Source organism: Musicola paradisiaca NCPPB 2511 (assembly GCF_000400505.1).
In the GTDB taxonomy this organism is placed as follows: domain Bacteria; phylum Pseudomonadota; class Gammaproteobacteria; order Enterobacterales; family Enterobacteriaceae; genus Musicola; species Musicola paradisiaca.
Genome location: NZ_CM001857.1, coordinates 1,545,661 through 1,562,132, shown reverse-complemented (window position 1 = coordinate 1,562,132; position 16,472 = coordinate 1,545,661). Strand labels below are relative to the sequence as shown.

Below are 16,472 nucleotides of genomic sequence, written 5' to 3'. Positions count from 1 at the left end.
ACAGTCAACCGCCGGGAATTTAAAATATGCCGGATGCATTTATCTATTTCGTTATACCCCCAACAATTCGAGCTTCTTATTATTTAATCGGCATGCTGAACCCGACATGAATAAAGGACACATCGGCGTCATTTTTAGCGCGCAGCGAGCGCAGCACTCTGGCGCTGAGCGCGAACGAGCCGAAGTCATAGGCCAGCAGCGGCCCGGCCAGCACATGCTCGGCGCGATTGCCTCGCCCATAAAGCCCTTCCACCGCCTCCACCGTTCGGCCATTAATTTCATCGTCGGTAATCTGATGGGTATAATTACCCACCACGCCGACGGTAAAATTATTTATTTTCTTCGCCACGGTCATATCCAGATAATAAGTCATACCTGATTGGTAATGGGTGGTTTTATTTTCCGTATTGACATCCAAAATATTATTAAAGGTGACACTCCAACCGTTGGATAAATACGTTAGTGCGATATTTGGCTCTATCGTCCAATAATCATTACCGATGGTAGTAGCGGATTTAACATTACGGCCGGCGGATGCATCGTAGGTATAACGAAACATGCCGTTATCGGCATACAGCGTCAGCCCGGTACCCAGAAAATACCCCCCGCCCAGCGACCACGACAGAATGACAGGCGTAATTGCGGTATTCACCAGGCCGTTACTCCGGATGCTGGCGTCGCCGTCGGCGCTATAGGTTTTCGTCCGTGCCCATTTGTACGGCTGGGCCACAGCCATAGCATAACGCGCCCCCAACACCTGCCAATCCGTTACCCAACTGAGCGCCATCACGGCGCTGACATTCGCCGCCTTGATGCGCTGTCCGCCGGGCGTCACGGCGGTATCGCCGCGACCGTTCTTCACCCAGCCGCGCTCATCGGCAATATCCGCCATCAGATACACGCCGGGAGGCGGCAAGGCGCCGACGGCGGCGCCGGTAGTTGCGCCGGGCTGCAACGGGCTGATACCTTCGGCGGCGCCGGCGGTGCCCGCCAGCATGCCGAGCGTCAGCGCTATAAACCCACTGCGTCCGGCAACCAGGTTATTCAACTGCATAGGCGTTTCTCCTCTGAAATATTTATCATCCGCAACCATGACGTCCCCGGTTGCGGTCTGCTTCACTCGCTGACCGGCGTCACATCGATAAGCCAGATCAACAACAGCGCCACCGCACCGACACCCACCAGCAGCAGATAAGCGCCGGTATACCCACCCAGATACGCCAGGCCGAACGCCAGAATGGAGAAGGCGAAACAGCGCACGATGGACTGAATGGGGTGAACGATGCCGATGGCCCGCACATAGAGGCGGCGAGGAAATTTGGTGGCGATAAGCGCAGTGCTCAGGTTGGTGGCGCCCGGCAGGCTGAACCCGATCATCAGCAGGGACAGCCACAGCATCAGCGGCTGATGGGCGAACAGGTTGATCAGCACCGCCGCCATCCACCAGAGGGTATACACCAGCAGCGCCCGTTTCACGCCGAGGCGATGGTTGAGCCAGCCCCAACCATAGGCGCCAAACGTACCGAACAGCGCCGAGGCGGTCATATACAAAATGGCGGTATTCAGTTCATAGCCCATCTCCATCAGCCGCGGCACAATCTGGCTGACCACCCCGACCAGCATGATGTAGATGGCGCCGGTCGCAATCCCCATGAACCAGACGTCTCGCATCCCCAGCAGTTGCCTGACGCTAAGCGGACACACATAGCTGTCGTGCTGCTGCGCCCGCGCCGCCAGCTCGGCGCCGGACAGCGGTTCGTTATCCGGCGCCAGGCCGACGTCCTCCGGCTTGTTGGCCACGAACAGCAAGACCAGCAGCGCCATCACGAACATGGCGATGGCGATACCCCAAAAACCGTGCCGGATGCCCAGCAGCGCAAACAACCCCGCCAGCGTCGGAACGAAGAACGCGCTGGACATGGTCTGCCCCACCGTGCACCAGCCCAACGCCAGCCCGGCTTTGCGTACAAACCAGCTGGTCATCACCGCCGTGCCGCCGACATAGGCGAACCCGGTGCCGAAAAAGCAGACCCCGGCGAACAACAACGTAAAGCCGACCAGCGAGCCGCAATATCCCAGCAGGCCAAAACACACCCCGCAGGCCAGCAGGCAGAACACGATGTTAAATCTGGCGCCTTTCTTTTCGCACAACCAGGCGCAGATCGGGCCTGCCGGGATCGACGCCCAGGACGCCGGCGTCGCCAGCGCCAGCAGCGCGCTGTATTCCAGGTGGTAGGTGCTCGACAACGCAGGCAGCACCACATTCAGTCCGTGTGTCACCGCGCCCGCAGCCAGCCAGAACATCACGGCCTGAAAGACGATAAGGATCCAACCGCGGGCGCCGAACCCGTGGTCGACGCGGGTGGAGGCGGCAGCGTCATAGGCGGCGCCGTCGGTATTTTTGGTTAACGCCACATTGTTATTTTGCCCGGTCATAAGGAGATGCTCCCACGGCGCTGGCGCCGTCGTGCGGTGATATCAGCGGGTCGGCGAGGCCGCCGCCCGGTTCCCGTCATGCGCGCGGCGCAACGGCCGCCGCGGCATACATGTGAGTGATTGCTCGCCTATCTCCCGGCGGCGGGCGGGCCGAACCCGCGCACGCCGTCGGGTTCGTATCAGGGTTGTAGGGTTTTCAACCGGCTGGAAATCAGCAAACGCGGCTCCACCTGGCGCTGAATGTCGTCAGGCGTCAGCCCCTCCAGCAGTTCCACCAACATCAGGCCGTCGCGCGTGACATCGATGACGCACTGTTCCGTCACGATGTGGTCGACACAACGCTGCCCGGTCAACGGATAGCTGCAGGTATTGACGATTTTCGGCTGGCCGTCGCGGGTACAGAGTTCCATGGTGATGATGACCTTGCGCGCGCCGTTAACCAGATCCATCGCGCCGCCCATGCCGAACACCCGGCCGGGCTGCGCCCAGTTGGCCAGATCGCCGGTTGCCGATACCTGCAACCCGCCCAGCACCGACGCCGCCAGCTTGCCGGAACGCACCAGCGCGAAGGATTCGGCGCTGTCGAACGCGCTGGCCCCCGGCACCGGCACAAAGCGCATGGCCGTCGCGTTGGAAAACCCTTCCACCGCCTGTATGCCGGACGCCAGCGGCCCCATGCCGACCAATCCGTTTTCGGTATGGAACATCACGCCGGGTTCGGCATAGTCGCTGCACAGGCTGGGGATGCCGATGCCCAGATTGACGACATCCCCCGCCGAGAAGTATTCCGCCGCGCGGCGGGCAATACGGTTACGTGGGTTCATGGCCGTTGTCCCTCCATCGTCAAAATCTTGTCCACGTACACGCCGGGCGTCGCGATGTCATCGACACCGAGTTCGTCAAGATCCACCAGCATGTCCGCATCCACCAGCGTCATGGCGCAGGCCTTGGCCACCAGCGGATTGAAATTACGCATCGTGCCACGGTAGGTCAGGTTGCCTAACGGGTCGGCGCTGCGGGCGCGCACCAGCCCGATATCCGCCCGCAGCGCCGTCTCCAGCAGCCAGGTTTCGCCATCGATGTCAATCCGCTGCTTGCCCTGTTCCGCCACGGTGCCGAGCCCGGTTTTGGTCAGCACCCCGCCCAGGCCGGAACCGCCGCTGCGCATACGCTCCGCCAGGCTGCCCTGCGGCACCAGCTCCAGCGCCAGCTTACCCGCCGCCACCAGCGCGACCGTTTCGGTGTTGCGCCCGATATGGGAGGCGATCAGCTTATCCACCAGCCCGAGGTGAATCAGGCGGCCGATGGTCAGATCGGCGTCGCCGCTGTCGTTGGAAATCAGCGTGAAATGCCGGGCTCCGCTCGCAATCACGCAGTCGATCAGCCGGTTAGGCACGCCATGATTGGCGAAACCGCCGCACATCAGCGTCTGCCCATCCTTGAACAGCGCGATGATTTCATCGGGTAACGCGAATTTTTCCGTCATGTTTATTCCCTCGTCAGCAGTACGGCCACGCCCTGCCCGCCGCCGACGCAGAATGTGATCACGGCGTTATGCAGGTTACGTCGGCGCATGTCATAGACGGTCTTGGTGGCCAGAATGGCGCCGGTTCCCGCCAGCGGGTGTCCCATGGCGATGGCGCCCCCATTCGGGTTGACCCGATCCGGATCCATGCCGATTTCACGGATACAGGCCAGCGACTGGGCGGCAAACGCCTCGTTCAATTCCCACAGGTCGATATCGCCGACGTTCAGCCCGGCCTGTTTGAGCAGTTTGGCCGTCGCGGGGATCGGCCCCAGCCCCATCAAACCGGGTTCTACGCCAGCGGCGGCATAACCGCGGAATACCGCCAGGATCTCGCGCCCGCTCCGTTCCGCCAGCTCGCGTTCCATCATCACCACCGCGCCGGCGCCGTCGCTCATCGGCGAACTGTTGCCCGCCGTCACCACGCCGTCGGGCAGGAAACTCGGCCGCAACGCCGCCAGCCCTTCCAGCGAACACTCGGGGCGGATGGCTTCATCCTGCTGTACCCAGCTTTCCCGCCCTTTCTTGTCGGTCAGCATCACCGGCACGATCTGTTCCTCGAACCTTCCTGCCTGCAACGCGCCGGCGGCCCGTTGATGGCTGCGCTGCGCAAACTCATCCAGTTGCCGACGGCTAAACCCGTATTTCGCCGCCACGTTTTCCGCGGTGATCCCCATCGGCGGATTACCAAACCGATCCGGCGTGGTGTGGATATCCACGAAGCGCGGCGGCTGAACGGCGTAGGCGGTATCGGTTTTCTCCAGCATCCAGGTTCGCCGGGAGTCGCTTTCCACCCCGCCGGCGACAATCACGTCGGCGAACCCCGCCATGATCTGGATGGCGCCATACGCCAGCGCATTGAGCGAGGCGGCGCACTGGCGATCCAGCGTGATGCCCGGCACCGTCACCGGCAGCCCGGCCTCCAGCGCCACCATGCGCCCCATGTTGTTGATTTCGTGATTCATGAGATTGGCGAAGATGACATCGTCGATCTGTTCGGGCGCGATCCCGGCGCGAAGTACCGCTTCGCGGACCGCCAGAGCCCCCAACTGGTGTGCCGGCACCGGGGCCAGCATTCCCCGGCAGCGGCCAATCGGCGTGCGTGCCGCCGCTACAATCACTGCTTCTTTCATAAGTCCTTCTTTTCGGAATGTGTGAAACACCGTTCTGCGCGCCGGACAGCCGCCGACGCACGCCGACGATCCGTGCCTCAGTCGGCCGCCAGCGGCGGAATACCCAGTATTTTTCTGGCGATGTCCGGCGTCGCCACCTGCTTGCCGAACAGCCGCACGGCCTGTGCTGCGCGCGTCACCAACTGCGCGTTGGTGGCTTTCTCGCCTTTGCTGAAATAGACGTTATCCTCCAGCCCTACGCGCACATGCCCGCCCAGCGCCAGCGCGGTGAACAGAATGGGAAGGTGGTGTTTGCCGATGCCAAAAGCCGACCAGGTGGAACCGGGCGGGATATGGGTCGCCAGATAGTGCAGGTTCTCCACCGACGCGGGCATACCGCCGGGGACGCCGAGGCAGAACTGATAGTGAAGCGGCGCGCGCAGCTTACCGGTTTCGACAAAATAGTTGGCGACGCCCAGCATGCCGCTGTCGAAGATTTCCACTTCCGGCTTGATGCCCCGCTCAGTCAGGATCCCGCCCAACTGGCCGAGAAACTGCGGCGAATTGACGAACACGCCGCCGGGCATCCAGTTGAAGGAACCGGCGTCCCACGACGCCATTTCGATGCCGTCCAGCATGGCGACATGGGCCTGCCGTTGGCTATCGCTGGCCCGGCTGTCGCCGGACGTCGTACAGTTGATGATGACATCGCAGTCTTTATGGCGGCGCAGCAGACGGATGGTTTCGGCGAAGCGTTCGCGATCCATCGTGCCCAGCCCCTGTTCATCACGCATATGCAGATGAACCACCGCCGCGCCCGCCCGCCAGCAACGGTAGGCGTCCTCGGCGATTTCCTCCGGGCTCAGCGGGATATGCTCGTTGATATCTTTCGGCGTTACCGCCCCGGTCAGGGCGGCGGAAATAATGACGTCATCTCCGGTATTCATAATACTGCTCCCCTTTTTCAAACCTGTTTTACTTCATCTTTTACTGCGTCTTTTACTGCGTCGCGCTATCACGCCGTCCATAAGGGCAATCACCGCCACACGTTCAATGCTGAACTCGTATTTATTCCGTCGGCGATATCACCCGGCTAGTTCGGTATATTTTTTGATAGCACGCATCGATATTTCAGTCGATAATCACGATATTTAGCAGGCGGTATTTATCCGGTGAATGTATTTCTGACACAGAACCCACAACATGGGACAAATAACATTCTCAGCCCATGAGAAAAACGGTTCCACCTGTATATTGACTTAATAACCCCTGCCACCCCGAAACTACCGTCCCCCGATATGGCATAGAAATTCTTTTTATTCCCGCCGTTATGTTTTTTCCACATAACCGGCGTCATCCTGGTGATAACCGCCGGTAATTGTGAAAATAAAAATCAATAAAATCATAATATTAATAAAATTATATACACTATAAAAAACCAAATTCGTTAAGTAATTAACCGGCATTTTTTATTTCTTCTCGTCAAATCCGGGTTATACACAAAAAACATAACCGAAAGTATAAAAAGAATTTCTGATGTTTTATCGGTGATGATAGGTTTTTCGCATCGGGAATAAACGCCATTAAAGTAAGGCATTGACCAATATTTTAAACGGTTATTTCCATAAAGATCCGACATCGTCGGGCCTTGGTTATCACGCCTTATATTCAACCATAAAAGCGCATCATCATTGCGCTTCAAAATGAATACAGGCATTGAAGCAGAATACACCGTTACAGTGACGCATTCTGTGCTAAAAAAAGAAGGATATATTCGGCCTTCACGCTATTTCCATTAACAGGAGCCTATCATGGTGATTAAAGCCAATTTCGAATCCGATCACGGAAAAAGAAAAGAAATGTCCCACAAGGAACTGGGGACGATTCCCCACATGCCTTTTGAAGAATATTCGGAACGACTCAAACACTGTTTCACCATGAAGCGTGAAAACGGCATCCTCGAAGCGCGCCTGCATACCAACGGCGACAGTCTGCAATGGGGGGCGCCGGCGCATCAGGGTCTGCACTACTTCTTCGACTGGGCCGGCAGGGATCCGGACAACGAGGTCATCATCCTGGGGGGAACCGGGCCGGACTTTATGAAAGGCATCGGCCGTCTTGATGAAAAAGGCAACTGGCAACCGGCCACCGAATTTGCTTCCGCGCCGGAAGAAGCCTGGAAAATGTATGAATATCAATACTATGATGGCACCAACGATATCGAAGGCCAGGTGTTCGACGTCGAAGTACCGACCATCGGGGTCTGGAACGGCGCCGCATTCCATACCGATCTGGTGCTGTTCAGCGATATTACCCTGTGTACCGAAGACGCCTGGACCACTGAAATGCACTACCGCGTCAACATGGTGCCCGGCGACGGCATCCAGATCGCCTGGCGGGAATTGATGGGCCGCAAACGTTACGCCTACGCCGAACTGACCGGCGAGATCATCACCGCCCGTAAAGCGCTGGCGCTCGGTATGGTCAACGAAATCTGCCCGGATATCGAATCCTGCTATACACGCGCCCATGAAATCGCCGAGCTGATCATGAAGACCGGGACGCGCGTCACCCGCCGCATGACCACCCAGCAGTTGCGTAAACCCTGGAAGGAAGATATCGCCAACGAACTGCGTAACGCCTTCGCCACTGAAATGTTCGTCACTGCGACGGAACATTCTCCGCACGAAATCAACTACTGGAACTGGGCGCACGAAGAAGCTGAGTTGGTGCGCGCCGCCGAGAAACGCGGCAAGGTCATCCGTCCGAGAATCGGCGGTGGTCAGGAAGAAGAAGAAATCAAGTAATCGCGCCTCAGACCGGCTGTGCCCGCCATGCTGCGCGGCACAGCCCGGCGCTGGCGTCACCCCGCCATGTCGTTGCCGAGAAACGCCCGGAACTCCCGAATGAACAGGCTTGCCGAAGGGTTCAGGTTCTGTTTTACCCACACCAATTCCAGCACGAACCCGCAATCCGCTTCTTCCAGCTCCAGCAGCACGCTGTTTTTACCCAGCAAATAGCCGCGGTGCTTCGGCATCAGCAGCACCACGGAACGGTTCAGCTCCAGATTGAAACAGCAGGATTTCAGGTTCGAATACTCCTTATACAGGCTGAATTCAAACCCATGACGGCGGAGGAAATGGGTACTGTAATGCTCCGACTGGGCGAACTCCCGCGGGTCGACGCGGATCACCGGCCAGTCAACCACCTCCCGCAGCGATACCCGGCCGCGGCCGGCCAACGGGTGGTGTCGGTTTACCGCCACGCACAGCGGGTCAGTCTGAAACGGTAACGAACAGAAATTTTCACGCTGCGCCATAAAATTGGGGCGAATCAGGAACCCCAAATCGCACTGGCCTTCTTCCAGCAATACCAGCGCTTCGTCCAGCTCGCTATCGCGGCAATCCACCATCACTTCCTGATGTTGCCGCTGGAAATTATCCACCAGTTCGACCAGCAGTTGGCGGATGGCTTCCCCCAGAAACGTGATCGATAAACTGTGGCGGCTCTGTCCGGTAAAGGTACGCATCACCGATACCGAGCTGTCATATTGCTGGATCACTTTACGGACTTCAGAAAATAATAATTCCCCGGCGCTGGTGAGCGCGACTTTATGCGTATCGCGCCGAAATAACTCGGTGCCGAATATTTCCTCCATCTCTTTCATATGTCGGCTGAGCACCGGTTGCGTGATATTCATCTTTTGCGCCGCCCGGGTAAAATTCAAGGATTCGGACAACATAATAAATTCACGCAATAGCTGGATTTTCATGGGAACCCTTAATTCATATGAGCGATATAATTAGTGAGAATACATTCTAAGCCATTCGTCATGACAAACCGTGACAGGAATCATAACCGGTGGCCTGCGGCGCATTTCAAAAAAACAAATCATTTAAAATCATATAAATAAAATAATTTTCAACATTTACAACCCTCTTCATTAACCTATATTCGACCGTCGCCATCACCATCCACACACGGGTGTGATGTATCCGCCAATAAAAACGATGACGCGCCACCAGAATACATCTCTGTATCAGGGTGATGTTGAAACGTATCGAATTATTGGCGCTCGCGTGTTTCCCTGAAAAAATAAAAAAACATACTCGATAGAAATCAGACAAATAGAAAATTACGTCGTTATTTTATTTCCCCTTCCGATACTGGCGCGTGAATTGCTTTTTCTCTGCGTTTTCATTTACCGCTGTTTTCAGGCTATTTCCCGGCGGGCGTCATTGATGCGGCCAGCCGAATAACGTCTCGCGTCCGCGCGTCTGACGGACGGCGACGGACGCGCGCTGCGCGAGCACAGCCAAACGGCCAGTGAACAAGACTTTCATACTCAAAAAGGCAATGTCATGCGTTATACAAGACGAGAACTACTTAGGAACCTGGGTTCCTGTACCGTGCTGTTGGTGGGGGGCGCCCCGCTGCAACTGATTTTGGCCAGAGAAAACGTCGCCACCGGCGTTCGTTATGCCATGCTGCACGACGAAAGCCGCTGTATCGGTTGTCAGGCATGCGTCGCCGCCTGTAAGAAAACCAACCAGGTTCCGGATGGCGTAAGCCGGTTACAGGTGCTGCCCAATCCCACCAAGGTTGAGGCTGCGCCGGCCGGCACGCCGCCGGTGCGCCAGTTTTTCCGCCGTTCCTGCCAGCACTGCGATAATCCACCCTGCGTCAGCGCTTGCCCCACCGGCGCTTCCTATAAAGACCCGGCGACCGGCATCGTCGATGTCCACCACGACCGCTGCGTCGGTTGCCGCTACTGTCTGGCGGCCTGCCCTTACCATGTACGCTTCATCCATCCGGAAAGCCGCACCGCCGACAAGTGCAATTTCTGCCGCGATACCCAACTGGCGAAGGGATATCTGCCCGCCTGCGTACAGATTTGCCCGATGAAAGCGCTAACCTTCGGCGATATTAACGACCCCAACAGCGACATTTCCCAGGCCATCCGCAGCAAGCTGGTCTACCGCACCAAGCGCTATCTCGGCACCGGGCCGAACCTGTACCGGGTTGCCGGCAAGCAGGGCGAAATCCAGATCAACCGTACCTAACCACGCTTTCGATAATGGGGAACATTATGATTAACAACGCTTTTCACTTCGATACGCTGGTGTGGGACTGGCCTATCGCCATCTACCTGTTTGTCCTCGGTATTGCCTCGGGCATGGTGATCATCGCGCTTGGTCTGCAACGCCATCTTCCGGCGGAACAACGCCTCCGGTTTCAGTACCGCGCCGCCGTCGGCGCACCGTTAATGGTCGCCATCGGCCTGACGCTGCTGGTGTTCCACCTCACCCGGCCGCTGTCCTTCTGGTATGTGATGCGGTATTACAACCCCGGTTCGGTCATGTCGCTGGGCGTCATGCTGTTCCAGATCTTCTTCCTGGCGCTGGCGTTCTGGTGGCTGCAACTCGGCCGCCACTGGCTGATGCAGCAGGCGCAGCGGTATCGAGGGGGAGTCGGCGCCGCGTTAAGCGGGCTCGGACGGCTGGGAAACCAGCTCGATCGCCATGCCCGGCAACTTAACGGCGTGCTGGCGCTGCTGGCCGTACTGCTCGGCGTCTATACTGGCTTCCTGCTGTCGACGCTGAAAGGTTTTCCCTTGCTGAACAATGGGCTGCTTCCGGTGTTATTCCTGAATTCCGGGGTCATCTCCGGTCTGGCCGTGCTGTCGCTGTGTCATGCTTGCAGTGCATCGTCGCCAGAGACGGCGAGGGCGGTTTCGCCGTTGCTGCACCGGATTGAGCGCGGATGCCTGCTGCTGGAAGCGCTGCTGCTGACTGCGTTTTTCTTTGGCCTGTATACCGGCGGCGGCGCCAAAACCGACGCGGCCGTCACGGCGTTGCAGGGGTTCTGGGGCGGCGTGTTCTGGATTGGCGTGGCGGGCATCGGCATCGTACTGCCGCTGTTGCTGTCGTTACGGCGCCATACCGGGCGATACGCTACCGTCGTGATGGCGGTGCTGGCGCTGCTGAGTGTGCTGTCGTTCCGCTTTTTTATTCTGTATGCCGGGCAGATGGTGACGGCCTGAGGCACGTCCCGCCGCATCGATATGCTGATGCGGCGGGCAACGTCCTTAACGTCTGGGGGTCAGCCCCAGCAGGGTATCCAGATACAGGTTGGCCTGGATCACAAACGACCAGCCATTTTGCGGGATCAAACTGGTGTAGGGATTGCCCCAGTTGTTCATCTTCCAGGTGCGCGAACCGATGAGCTGTAGCTCAACATCCGGGGTCAGGAACAGATTGGCGGTCAGGCTCGCCTGATATTGATTGCGATCCGGCGACCAGCCGCGCCCTCCGGCGCTGTGGAATGCATCGGTCAGAAAGCGCTGTTCGTCGCTGGTTAAACGCAGCCAACTGACGTTCAGGCTGTAACTGTCGAGCGGGCGAGACGCCCAGGGCGAAGACAGGATCAGACCGGTATGCAACAGCGACCCCAGCCCGTTATCCACCTGCTCGTTAAGCAGATAGGTCATATCCGCATAGCCGCTGATCGCCGTCGGGTGCCGGTTATCGGCATCACGCCCGCCGTCCTGGCGCCAGAGCGCTTTTTTAGCGCCGACGTACAACGCGCTGACGCCGGAATCACGGCGGGCCGCCGCGCTGCCGTCCGTCACCTGCGACGTACCGTTCACGGTGTAATAAGGCTCGTTGTAGCTGCGGAAGCTATGCGTCGCCATCAGTTCCCAGTTCAGCGGATAGCGTGCGTCGCGCCAGTCCTGACGGCTGACCAGGTTGGCCGCCAGCAGCGCGTTTTCCCCTTTGCCGTCGCCCCGGAATCCTTCTTCCCAGCCGTTGGTAAACGGATAGCCCCGATAGGTACGCCATCCGCCGACGCCGGCCGTGAGTTGCGGCGTCGCACGCCAGGCCATACGCGCCCCCCAGCCGGAGTACGGCATGGCGGAATACCCGACCGAATTGACCAACAGCGTATTCACACAGGCCATTGGGGAGTCGCACTGCGGCGTGCCGAAATACATACCCGGGTTGCTTTTGCCGAACTCCAGCGAGTAGCGATCATCAACACCCCAGGTCTGTTCATAGGTAAAACGCATCAGGTGCGCAGTCTGGGGAATATAGGGCGGCGGATTCCCCACCAGCGTATCCCCGACCTGGGTGCCGTAATCCCAGTTGTGGCTGAACGGCACCCACAGCTGCAAAAAGTGCACCTTGCCGCCGGGGATCAGGTTCATCCGTTCCAAATCGACATCCGCGCCGGCAAACAGCATGGTCAAGGCTTCCGACTCATGCGTCTGCAAACCGGCGCTGGGGTTGGTGAAATAAAATTGGCTCGCCTGCAAATGCACGCCGACGCCGTGCTGTTCCAGCCATTCCCCGGTTTCGCTCAGGGGTGCGTCGCCGGCGGCAATGCTGCAGGCGGGCCATAACAACAAGGCGGAGGAATAATAAGCAGCGGGTGAAACCAGAGAGGCAAAATATTCTAATAATGTCTTTTTCATCGTCATTATCCTTTTCGTTCCGAACCAGGCCGGAACCGCTTGCGTCAAAAGCCCTGAATGAATGCGCCCGCCCGACGCCGCGACGAACAGACCGGGTGTGCGCCAACGGGGGAGGCGCTCGGCAAATGCATCACGCTCCCGCCAGAGCACATCCGCCAGGCAAGCAGGAACCATCATCAGGGCCAGGGCGTCAGGATGGCGCCCGCAACGCGCCACCCCGCCGCCCGGTTAGCGTTATTTCGCCCCTTTCACGAACTGCGCCGCGTTTTCGCCGGCGATGCGTCCGGTGTTGAAGGCATAACCGTTCGCCAGCCCCTGATAAGGGGGATAAGCCGGCGTGGTATAGAACCCGGCGGCGTCGTTGCCGACCACGTACAAACCCGGTATCGATTTAATATTCTTATCCGTGGCCTGTAATTGCTCGTTGACGCGCACCCCGCCCAGCGTACTCAAGCTGACTTCCTGCGCCTTGAAGGCGTAGAACGGCCCGGTGCTGACGGGGAACGTCAGATACCTGGCATTCTTGAGGTAGAGCGTGTCTTTTTTGTTTTTCACCATCTGGTTGTAAGTCGCGATGGTCGCGGAGAGTTTTTCCGGCGCCATGCCGGCGTTTTTCGCCAGCTCGGCCAGCGTATTCCCTTTGAGGACATTGCCCGATTTGACGCCCGCCTCGCTCAGCGCGACGAAATCGCCCGCACCGGTGGGGTTGGGCGCACCCGCGCCGGAAATGTCGAACGGCAATTGACCCTGGCTGTAGGCCTTCAGCGTTGGGGTATCCACCACGATGAAATAGTTGCCGCCCACACTGTAGCTGGCGTTGGACCAGTACGCGGTGTCATACACCAGGCCCTCATCGGCAAAACGCTGACCGGACACATCAACCCACAGCAACGGCGACTTCAACAGCCGGATCAGCGGGCTGTCGTTGAAACCGCTGCCCTGCTGCGCGTCCACGCCCACCAGTTTGTTGGCGTGCAACAACGCCGACTGAACATTCCACTGCGCCGCGCCGGCTTGCCAGGCCATCTTCACACCCTCACCGTGATTGGCCCAGGCCAGCAGCGAGATGTTATCGGTCAGCATCACGTCGGACAGCATCTTCTTGTTGCCGCCGAACCCGCCGGTAGCGAGGATGACCGCACGCGCATGCACCGTCAGACGGCCGCCGTCCGCTTTGGTGGCAATCACGCCGGTGACGTCCCCGTTCTCATTTTTGATAAGCGACTGGCCGGTCGTCCGGGTCATCAGCGTGCCGCCCATTTTGGCCAGGTTCGCATACATGTTGTCGAACGCGGCCCGGGTGTCTTTGTAGTGGTGGTAAATCTGCCAGCGAATCGGATCCTCATCCTGAGCCTGCTGGGGATTCTTGTCGGACAGATAGGTGTCGACGCCGTATTTCTGCAACCAGTCGATGGTTGAGGCGGACTTGTCGATCACCGCGCGCGTCAGCGCCGCATTCGAGAGGTAATGGTTGTAATCCATCATGCGGACGAACAGATCATCCGAGGTGAAATTGATCTTCTTCGCCTTCTCCTGCGACGAGCCGACCGCAAACAGGCCGCTCGCCAGCTTGCCCGCACCGCCGACCGACGGCGCCTTTTCCAGCACCACCACCTTGACGCCGCGCTCCGCCGCGGCCAGCGCCGCCGCCGAACCGGATGCGCCGCCGCCGACCACCACCACGTCCGTGGTGATTTCCTGCGCTTCTCCGATGACCTTCGCTATTTGCTGTTTATAGCGTCCGACGTCGGCGCCGGATTGCGCCAGCGCCGCTTCCGCGGCCTTTTTCACCGCGTTGCTGGTTTCCGTCGCGCCGGTCATGCCGTCCACGCTCAGGCTTTGCTGATCCAGAATCGCCTTGCCGACTTCAGGCCCGGCGACGCCCCCAACCCCGGCGTTTCGCCGTCGGCATTGACCGACAGGTGGGTGATCTTACCGCTCTGATCCACCCCGAGCGTGACGCTGACGCTGCTTTCCTTACCTTGTGCGCTGCCGGTGTAATCCCCGGGAGCAATGCTTTCCGCCTGAGCAGCGCCCATCACACACAAGCCCAGAAGACCGGCCAACACCGACCGTGCGGGATAACGCTGTGGGCCAAATTTTTTTCTTTCATGAGTCATAGCAGTACCTTTTCTTCGTTATAAAAATACCTTCATTTGCGGCGGAACCACGTCAGGACGACGCGGTGCTGCCGATACGTTTTTCAAGCTGAAAAAACAGAGGGATACACAACAACAGCCCAACGCCCATCATGCGGAATACCCGGTCGTAGCCGATCGGCAGCGTACCGGACGCAGAGAGGCCGTCGGCATGCAGCAGCAGGAAACCGAAGGAAATGCCCAATGTCATGGACATCAGTTGAACCAGCGTGAGCAGGCTGTTGCCCGCGCCGTAGCTGTGGTCGTCAAGATCGTGAAACGCCAGGGTATTCAGACCGTTGTAGAGCATTGAGCTGCACAGCCCCAGCATCATGGTCAGCGTCAACAGCAGGGATACGCTGGCGCCTTGCGCCGCCACGGCGATCAGCAACAGTGCGCACGACAGGCTGGCCCCGCTCAGTAAACGCCGATAGCCGTAACGCGCCAGCAGGACGCCGTTGAACAGACGCGCCCCCAGCGCGCCGAGGGAAAACGCCAGCAGCGCCAATGCGCCGGTCTGCCCGCCCGAGGCGCCGCGGGCCTGCAACAACAGCGACAACATCAGCGGCGCGGCCGCCAGACACAGACGCACCAGCACATTCCCCAACAGACTCACGCGATAGCTATGCCGCCGGAGCAGCGAGAACCGGAAAATCCCGTCATGCCGCCCGCCGCTCCGCCGCCAGTAAGACAACGCCAGGCCCGGTATGATCACCGCCGCCAGCAACGCGACAGCCGGTGACAGCAGACGCTGGCCGCTCGGGGTCGACAGCACCAGCAACGCCAACAATGCCGGTGCGATCAGCGCATAGCCGCGCAGATCGAAAACCGGCGTTGTCAGCCGCTGACTGCGCGCAGCGGGCAGCCACAAACAAGGCAGACACAACGGCAGCGGCAACAGAAACAATCCGCGCCAGGACAGCAGCGTCAAACAGGCCGCCCCGCCTAATGGCCCAAGCAACGTACCCAGCAAGCCGATAGCCGTGGCCTGATTGAGCCGCCGCACCCGCTCGCGTTGATCCGCGCCGTGCAGCAGCATCACCCGGGCGCAGGCCAGCATCAACGCACCGCCGCACCCCTGCCACCCGCGCCACAGACAGAGCGCGCCCAGGCTCGTGGCGCTGGCGCTGCCCACTGCGGCGAGCATGAACAGCGTCAGCGCCCACCGGTAAACCCGCCCCGCCCCCCAACGCCCCATCAGATAGTCGCTACACGGCGTACTGACGACCACGGCGGCCAGATAGCTCAGCACCACCGCGTCCATGTCGCGCACCGCCACCCCAAACGTCTGCGCCAGCGTCGGCAGCGCCAGATAAAGCAACGTGGTGTCGCTGGACTGGATCAGAAAGGTCAGTGCCGCCCCCAGGATCGGCATGCGCGGATACGCGGAGGCGCCGCGTTGGCAAAACATGAGCTTCATGGGCACGAGTCCTTGGGGTGTGGGTTCGATGGTCTAGGGCTGAGCAAGGGACATGCCAGTGTTGCGAAGGGAGATAAAACAAAATAACTTATTGATTAAAAAGAAAATAAAAACAGGTACCGTCAATCGCTTCAGGCACCGACGGTAGGGTGATGCGATTCCGTATCGATTTGCTATCGCCGCCGTATCAGCGGCGCGCGGTTGCTGCCTGGCGCCGTGACGGCGGCGGTCAATGCAACCGGCATCGGGCATCGCGAAACGATTTGCGCTTTCTGGATGGAATGTCATCGCAGTCGCAGTTATCTGGCTGATTTAACATTTTTTATGCCGGTGAAACGATACTGTTTTCTATCAGCCAGGGGACAGT

14 protein-coding genes are annotated in these 16,472 nt (G+C 59.1%); 3 read left to right on the top strand and 11 right to left on the bottom strand.

Features of this window, described 5'->3' with window-relative positions; genetic code table 11:
- Positions 1-79: 79 nt before the first annotated feature.
- The 6 genes from DPA2511_RS07080 to DPA2511_RS07055 all read right to left on the bottom strand — a co-directional run bounded on the left by DPA2511_RS07080 (position 80) and on the right by DPA2511_RS07055 (position 6,020).
- Entirely contained in the window at positions 80-1,054 is a 975-nt protein-coding gene (locus DPA2511_RS07080) for a SphA family protein (RefSeq protein WP_012764996.1), read from the bottom strand.
- A 62-nt stretch (positions 1,055-1,116) separates the two neighbouring features.
- A complete protein-coding gene (locus tag DPA2511_RS07075; RefSeq protein ID WP_012764995.1) occupies positions 1,117-2,436 on the bottom strand; it encodes an MFS transporter in 1,320 nt (439 codons plus the stop codon).
- 179 nt (positions 2,437-2,615) lie between these two features.
- Complete coding sequence (locus DPA2511_RS07070) at positions 2,616-3,260, bottom strand: succinyl-CoA--3-ketoacid-CoA transferase (RefSeq protein ID WP_012764994.1); 645 nt, start codon at positions 3,258-3,260, stop codon at positions 2,616-2,618.
- The gene (locus DPA2511_RS07065; RefSeq protein WP_012764993.1) at positions 3,257-3,922 is read right to left on the bottom strand and encodes a CoA transferase subunit A; all 666 of its coding nucleotides are present in this window, start codon (positions 3,920-3,922) and stop codon (positions 3,257-3,259) included. The genes DPA2511_RS07070 and DPA2511_RS07065 overlap by 4 nt, the downstream gene beginning before the upstream one ends.
- A 2-nt stretch (positions 3,923-3,924) precedes the next feature.
- Positions 3,925-5,094, bottom strand: coding sequence for a thiolase family protein (locus DPA2511_RS07060; RefSeq protein WP_012764992.1), 1,170 nt, complete (start codon positions 5,092-5,094; stop codon positions 3,925-3,927).
- Between the two features lie 77 nt (positions 5,095-5,171).
- On the bottom strand, positions 5,172-6,020 hold the full coding sequence (locus tag DPA2511_RS07055) for a BKACE family enzyme (RefSeq protein ID WP_012764991.1): 849 nt from the start codon (positions 6,018-6,020) through the stop codon (positions 5,172-5,174).
- A gap of 864 nt (positions 6,021-6,884) precedes the next feature.
- On the opposite strand from DPA2511_RS07055, the gene DPA2511_RS21245 reads away from it, so the two are divergent.
- Complete coding sequence (locus DPA2511_RS21245; RefSeq protein WP_012764989.1) at positions 6,885-7,880, top strand: enoyl-CoA hydratase/isomerase family protein; 996 nt, start codon at positions 6,885-6,887, stop codon at positions 7,878-7,880.
- 56 nt (positions 7,881-7,936) lie between these two features.
- On the opposite strand, the gene DPA2511_RS07040 is transcribed toward DPA2511_RS21245, so the two are convergent.
- Positions 7,937-8,845 carry a LysR family transcriptional regulator gene (locus DPA2511_RS07040; RefSeq protein WP_012764988.1) on the bottom strand — a complete coding sequence of 303 codons (909 nt, stop codon included), beginning with the start codon at positions 8,843-8,845 and terminating at the stop codon, positions 7,937-7,939.
- Between the two features lie 589 nt (positions 8,846-9,434).
- On the opposite strand from DPA2511_RS07040, the gene DPA2511_RS07030 reads away from it, so the two are divergent.
- Together DPA2511_RS07030 and nrfD are read left to right on the top strand one after the other, a co-directional pair.
- A complete protein-coding gene (locus tag DPA2511_RS07030; RefSeq protein ID WP_012764987.1) occupies positions 9,435-10,136 on the top strand; it encodes a 4Fe-4S dicluster domain-containing protein in 702 nt (233 codons plus the stop codon).
- A gap of 26 nt (positions 10,137-10,162) precedes the next feature.
- Positions 10,163-11,116: an NrfD/PsrC family molybdoenzyme membrane anchor subunit gene (gene nrfD / locus DPA2511_RS07025; protein ID WP_012764986.1), complete on the top strand. Its 954-nt coding sequence runs from the start codon at positions 10,163-10,165 to the stop codon at positions 11,114-11,116.
- 45 nt (positions 11,117-11,161) lie between these two features.
- Here the strand turns inward: nrfD and DPA2511_RS07020 are convergent, their stop codons facing one another.
- The 4 genes from DPA2511_RS07020 to DPA2511_RS07005 form a co-directional block, all read right to left on the bottom strand.
- Positions 11,162-12,547: a carbohydrate porin gene (locus tag DPA2511_RS07020; RefSeq protein ID WP_012764985.1), complete on the bottom strand. Its 1,386-nt coding sequence runs from the start codon at positions 12,545-12,547 to the stop codon at positions 11,162-11,164.
- A 234-nt stretch (positions 12,548-12,781) separates the two neighbouring features.
- Entirely contained in the window at positions 12,782-14,368 is a 1,587-nt protein-coding gene (locus DPA2511_RS07015; RefSeq protein WP_196805851.1) for an FAD-dependent oxidoreductase, read from the bottom strand.
- A gap of 11 nt (positions 14,369-14,379) precedes the next feature.
- Entirely contained in the window at positions 14,380-14,667 is a 288-nt protein-coding gene (locus DPA2511_RS23650; protein WP_026595143.1) for an FMN-binding protein, read from the bottom strand.
- Between the two features lie 52 nt (positions 14,668-14,719).
- Positions 14,720-16,105, bottom strand: coding sequence for an MFS transporter (locus DPA2511_RS07005; protein ID WP_012764983.1), 1,386 nt, complete (start codon positions 16,103-16,105; stop codon positions 14,720-14,722).
- Positions 16,106-16,472: the final 367 nt, after the last annotated feature.

Coding starts and splice junctions, on each gene's coding strand:
- DPA2511_RS07080 (WP_012764996.1), bottom strand. CDS start 1,054: ATGCAGTTGAATAACCTGGTTGCCGGACGCAGTGGGTTTATAGCGCTG.
- DPA2511_RS07075 (WP_012764995.1), bottom strand. CDS start 2,436: ATGACCGGGCAAAATAACAATGTGGCGTTAACCAAAAATACCGACGGC.
- DPA2511_RS07070 (WP_012764994.1), bottom strand. CDS start 3,260: ATGAACCCACGTAACCGTATTGCCCGCCGCGCGGCGGAATACTTCTCG.
- DPA2511_RS07065 (WP_012764993.1), bottom strand. CDS start 3,922: ATGACGGAAAAATTCGCGTTACCCGATGAAATCATCGCGCTGTTCAAG.
- DPA2511_RS07060 (WP_012764992.1), bottom strand. CDS start 5,094: ATGAAAGAAGCAGTGATTGTAGCGGCGGCACGCACGCCGATTGGCCGC.
- DPA2511_RS07055 (WP_012764991.1), bottom strand. CDS start 6,020: ATGAATACCGGAGATGACGTCATTATTTCCGCCGCCCTGACCGGGGCG.
- DPA2511_RS21245 (WP_012764989.1), top strand. CDS start 6,885: ATGGTGATTAAAGCCAATTTCGAATCCGATCACGGAAAAAGAAAAGAA.
- DPA2511_RS07040 (WP_012764988.1), bottom strand. CDS start 8,845: ATGAAAATCCAGCTATTGCGTGAATTTATTATGTTGTCCGAATCCTTG.
- DPA2511_RS07030 (WP_012764987.1), top strand. CDS start 9,435: ATGCGTTATACAAGACGAGAACTACTTAGGAACCTGGGTTCCTGTACC.
- nrfD (WP_012764986.1), top strand. CDS start 10,163: ATGATTAACAACGCTTTTCACTTCGATACGCTGGTGTGGGACTGGCCT.
- DPA2511_RS07020 (WP_012764985.1), bottom strand. CDS start 12,547: ATGAAAAAGACATTATTAGAATATTTTGCCTCTCTGGTTTCACCCGCT.
- DPA2511_RS07015 (WP_196805851.1), bottom strand. CDS start 14,368: ATGACCGGCGCGACGGAAACCAGCAACGCGGTGAAAAAGGCCGCGGAA.
- DPA2511_RS23650 (WP_026595143.1), bottom strand. CDS start 14,667: ATGACTCATGAAAGAAAAAAATTTGGCCCACAGCGTTATCCCGCACGG.
- DPA2511_RS07005 (WP_012764983.1), bottom strand. CDS start 16,105: ATGAAGCTCATGTTTTGCCAACGCGGCGCCTCCGCGTATCCGCGCATG.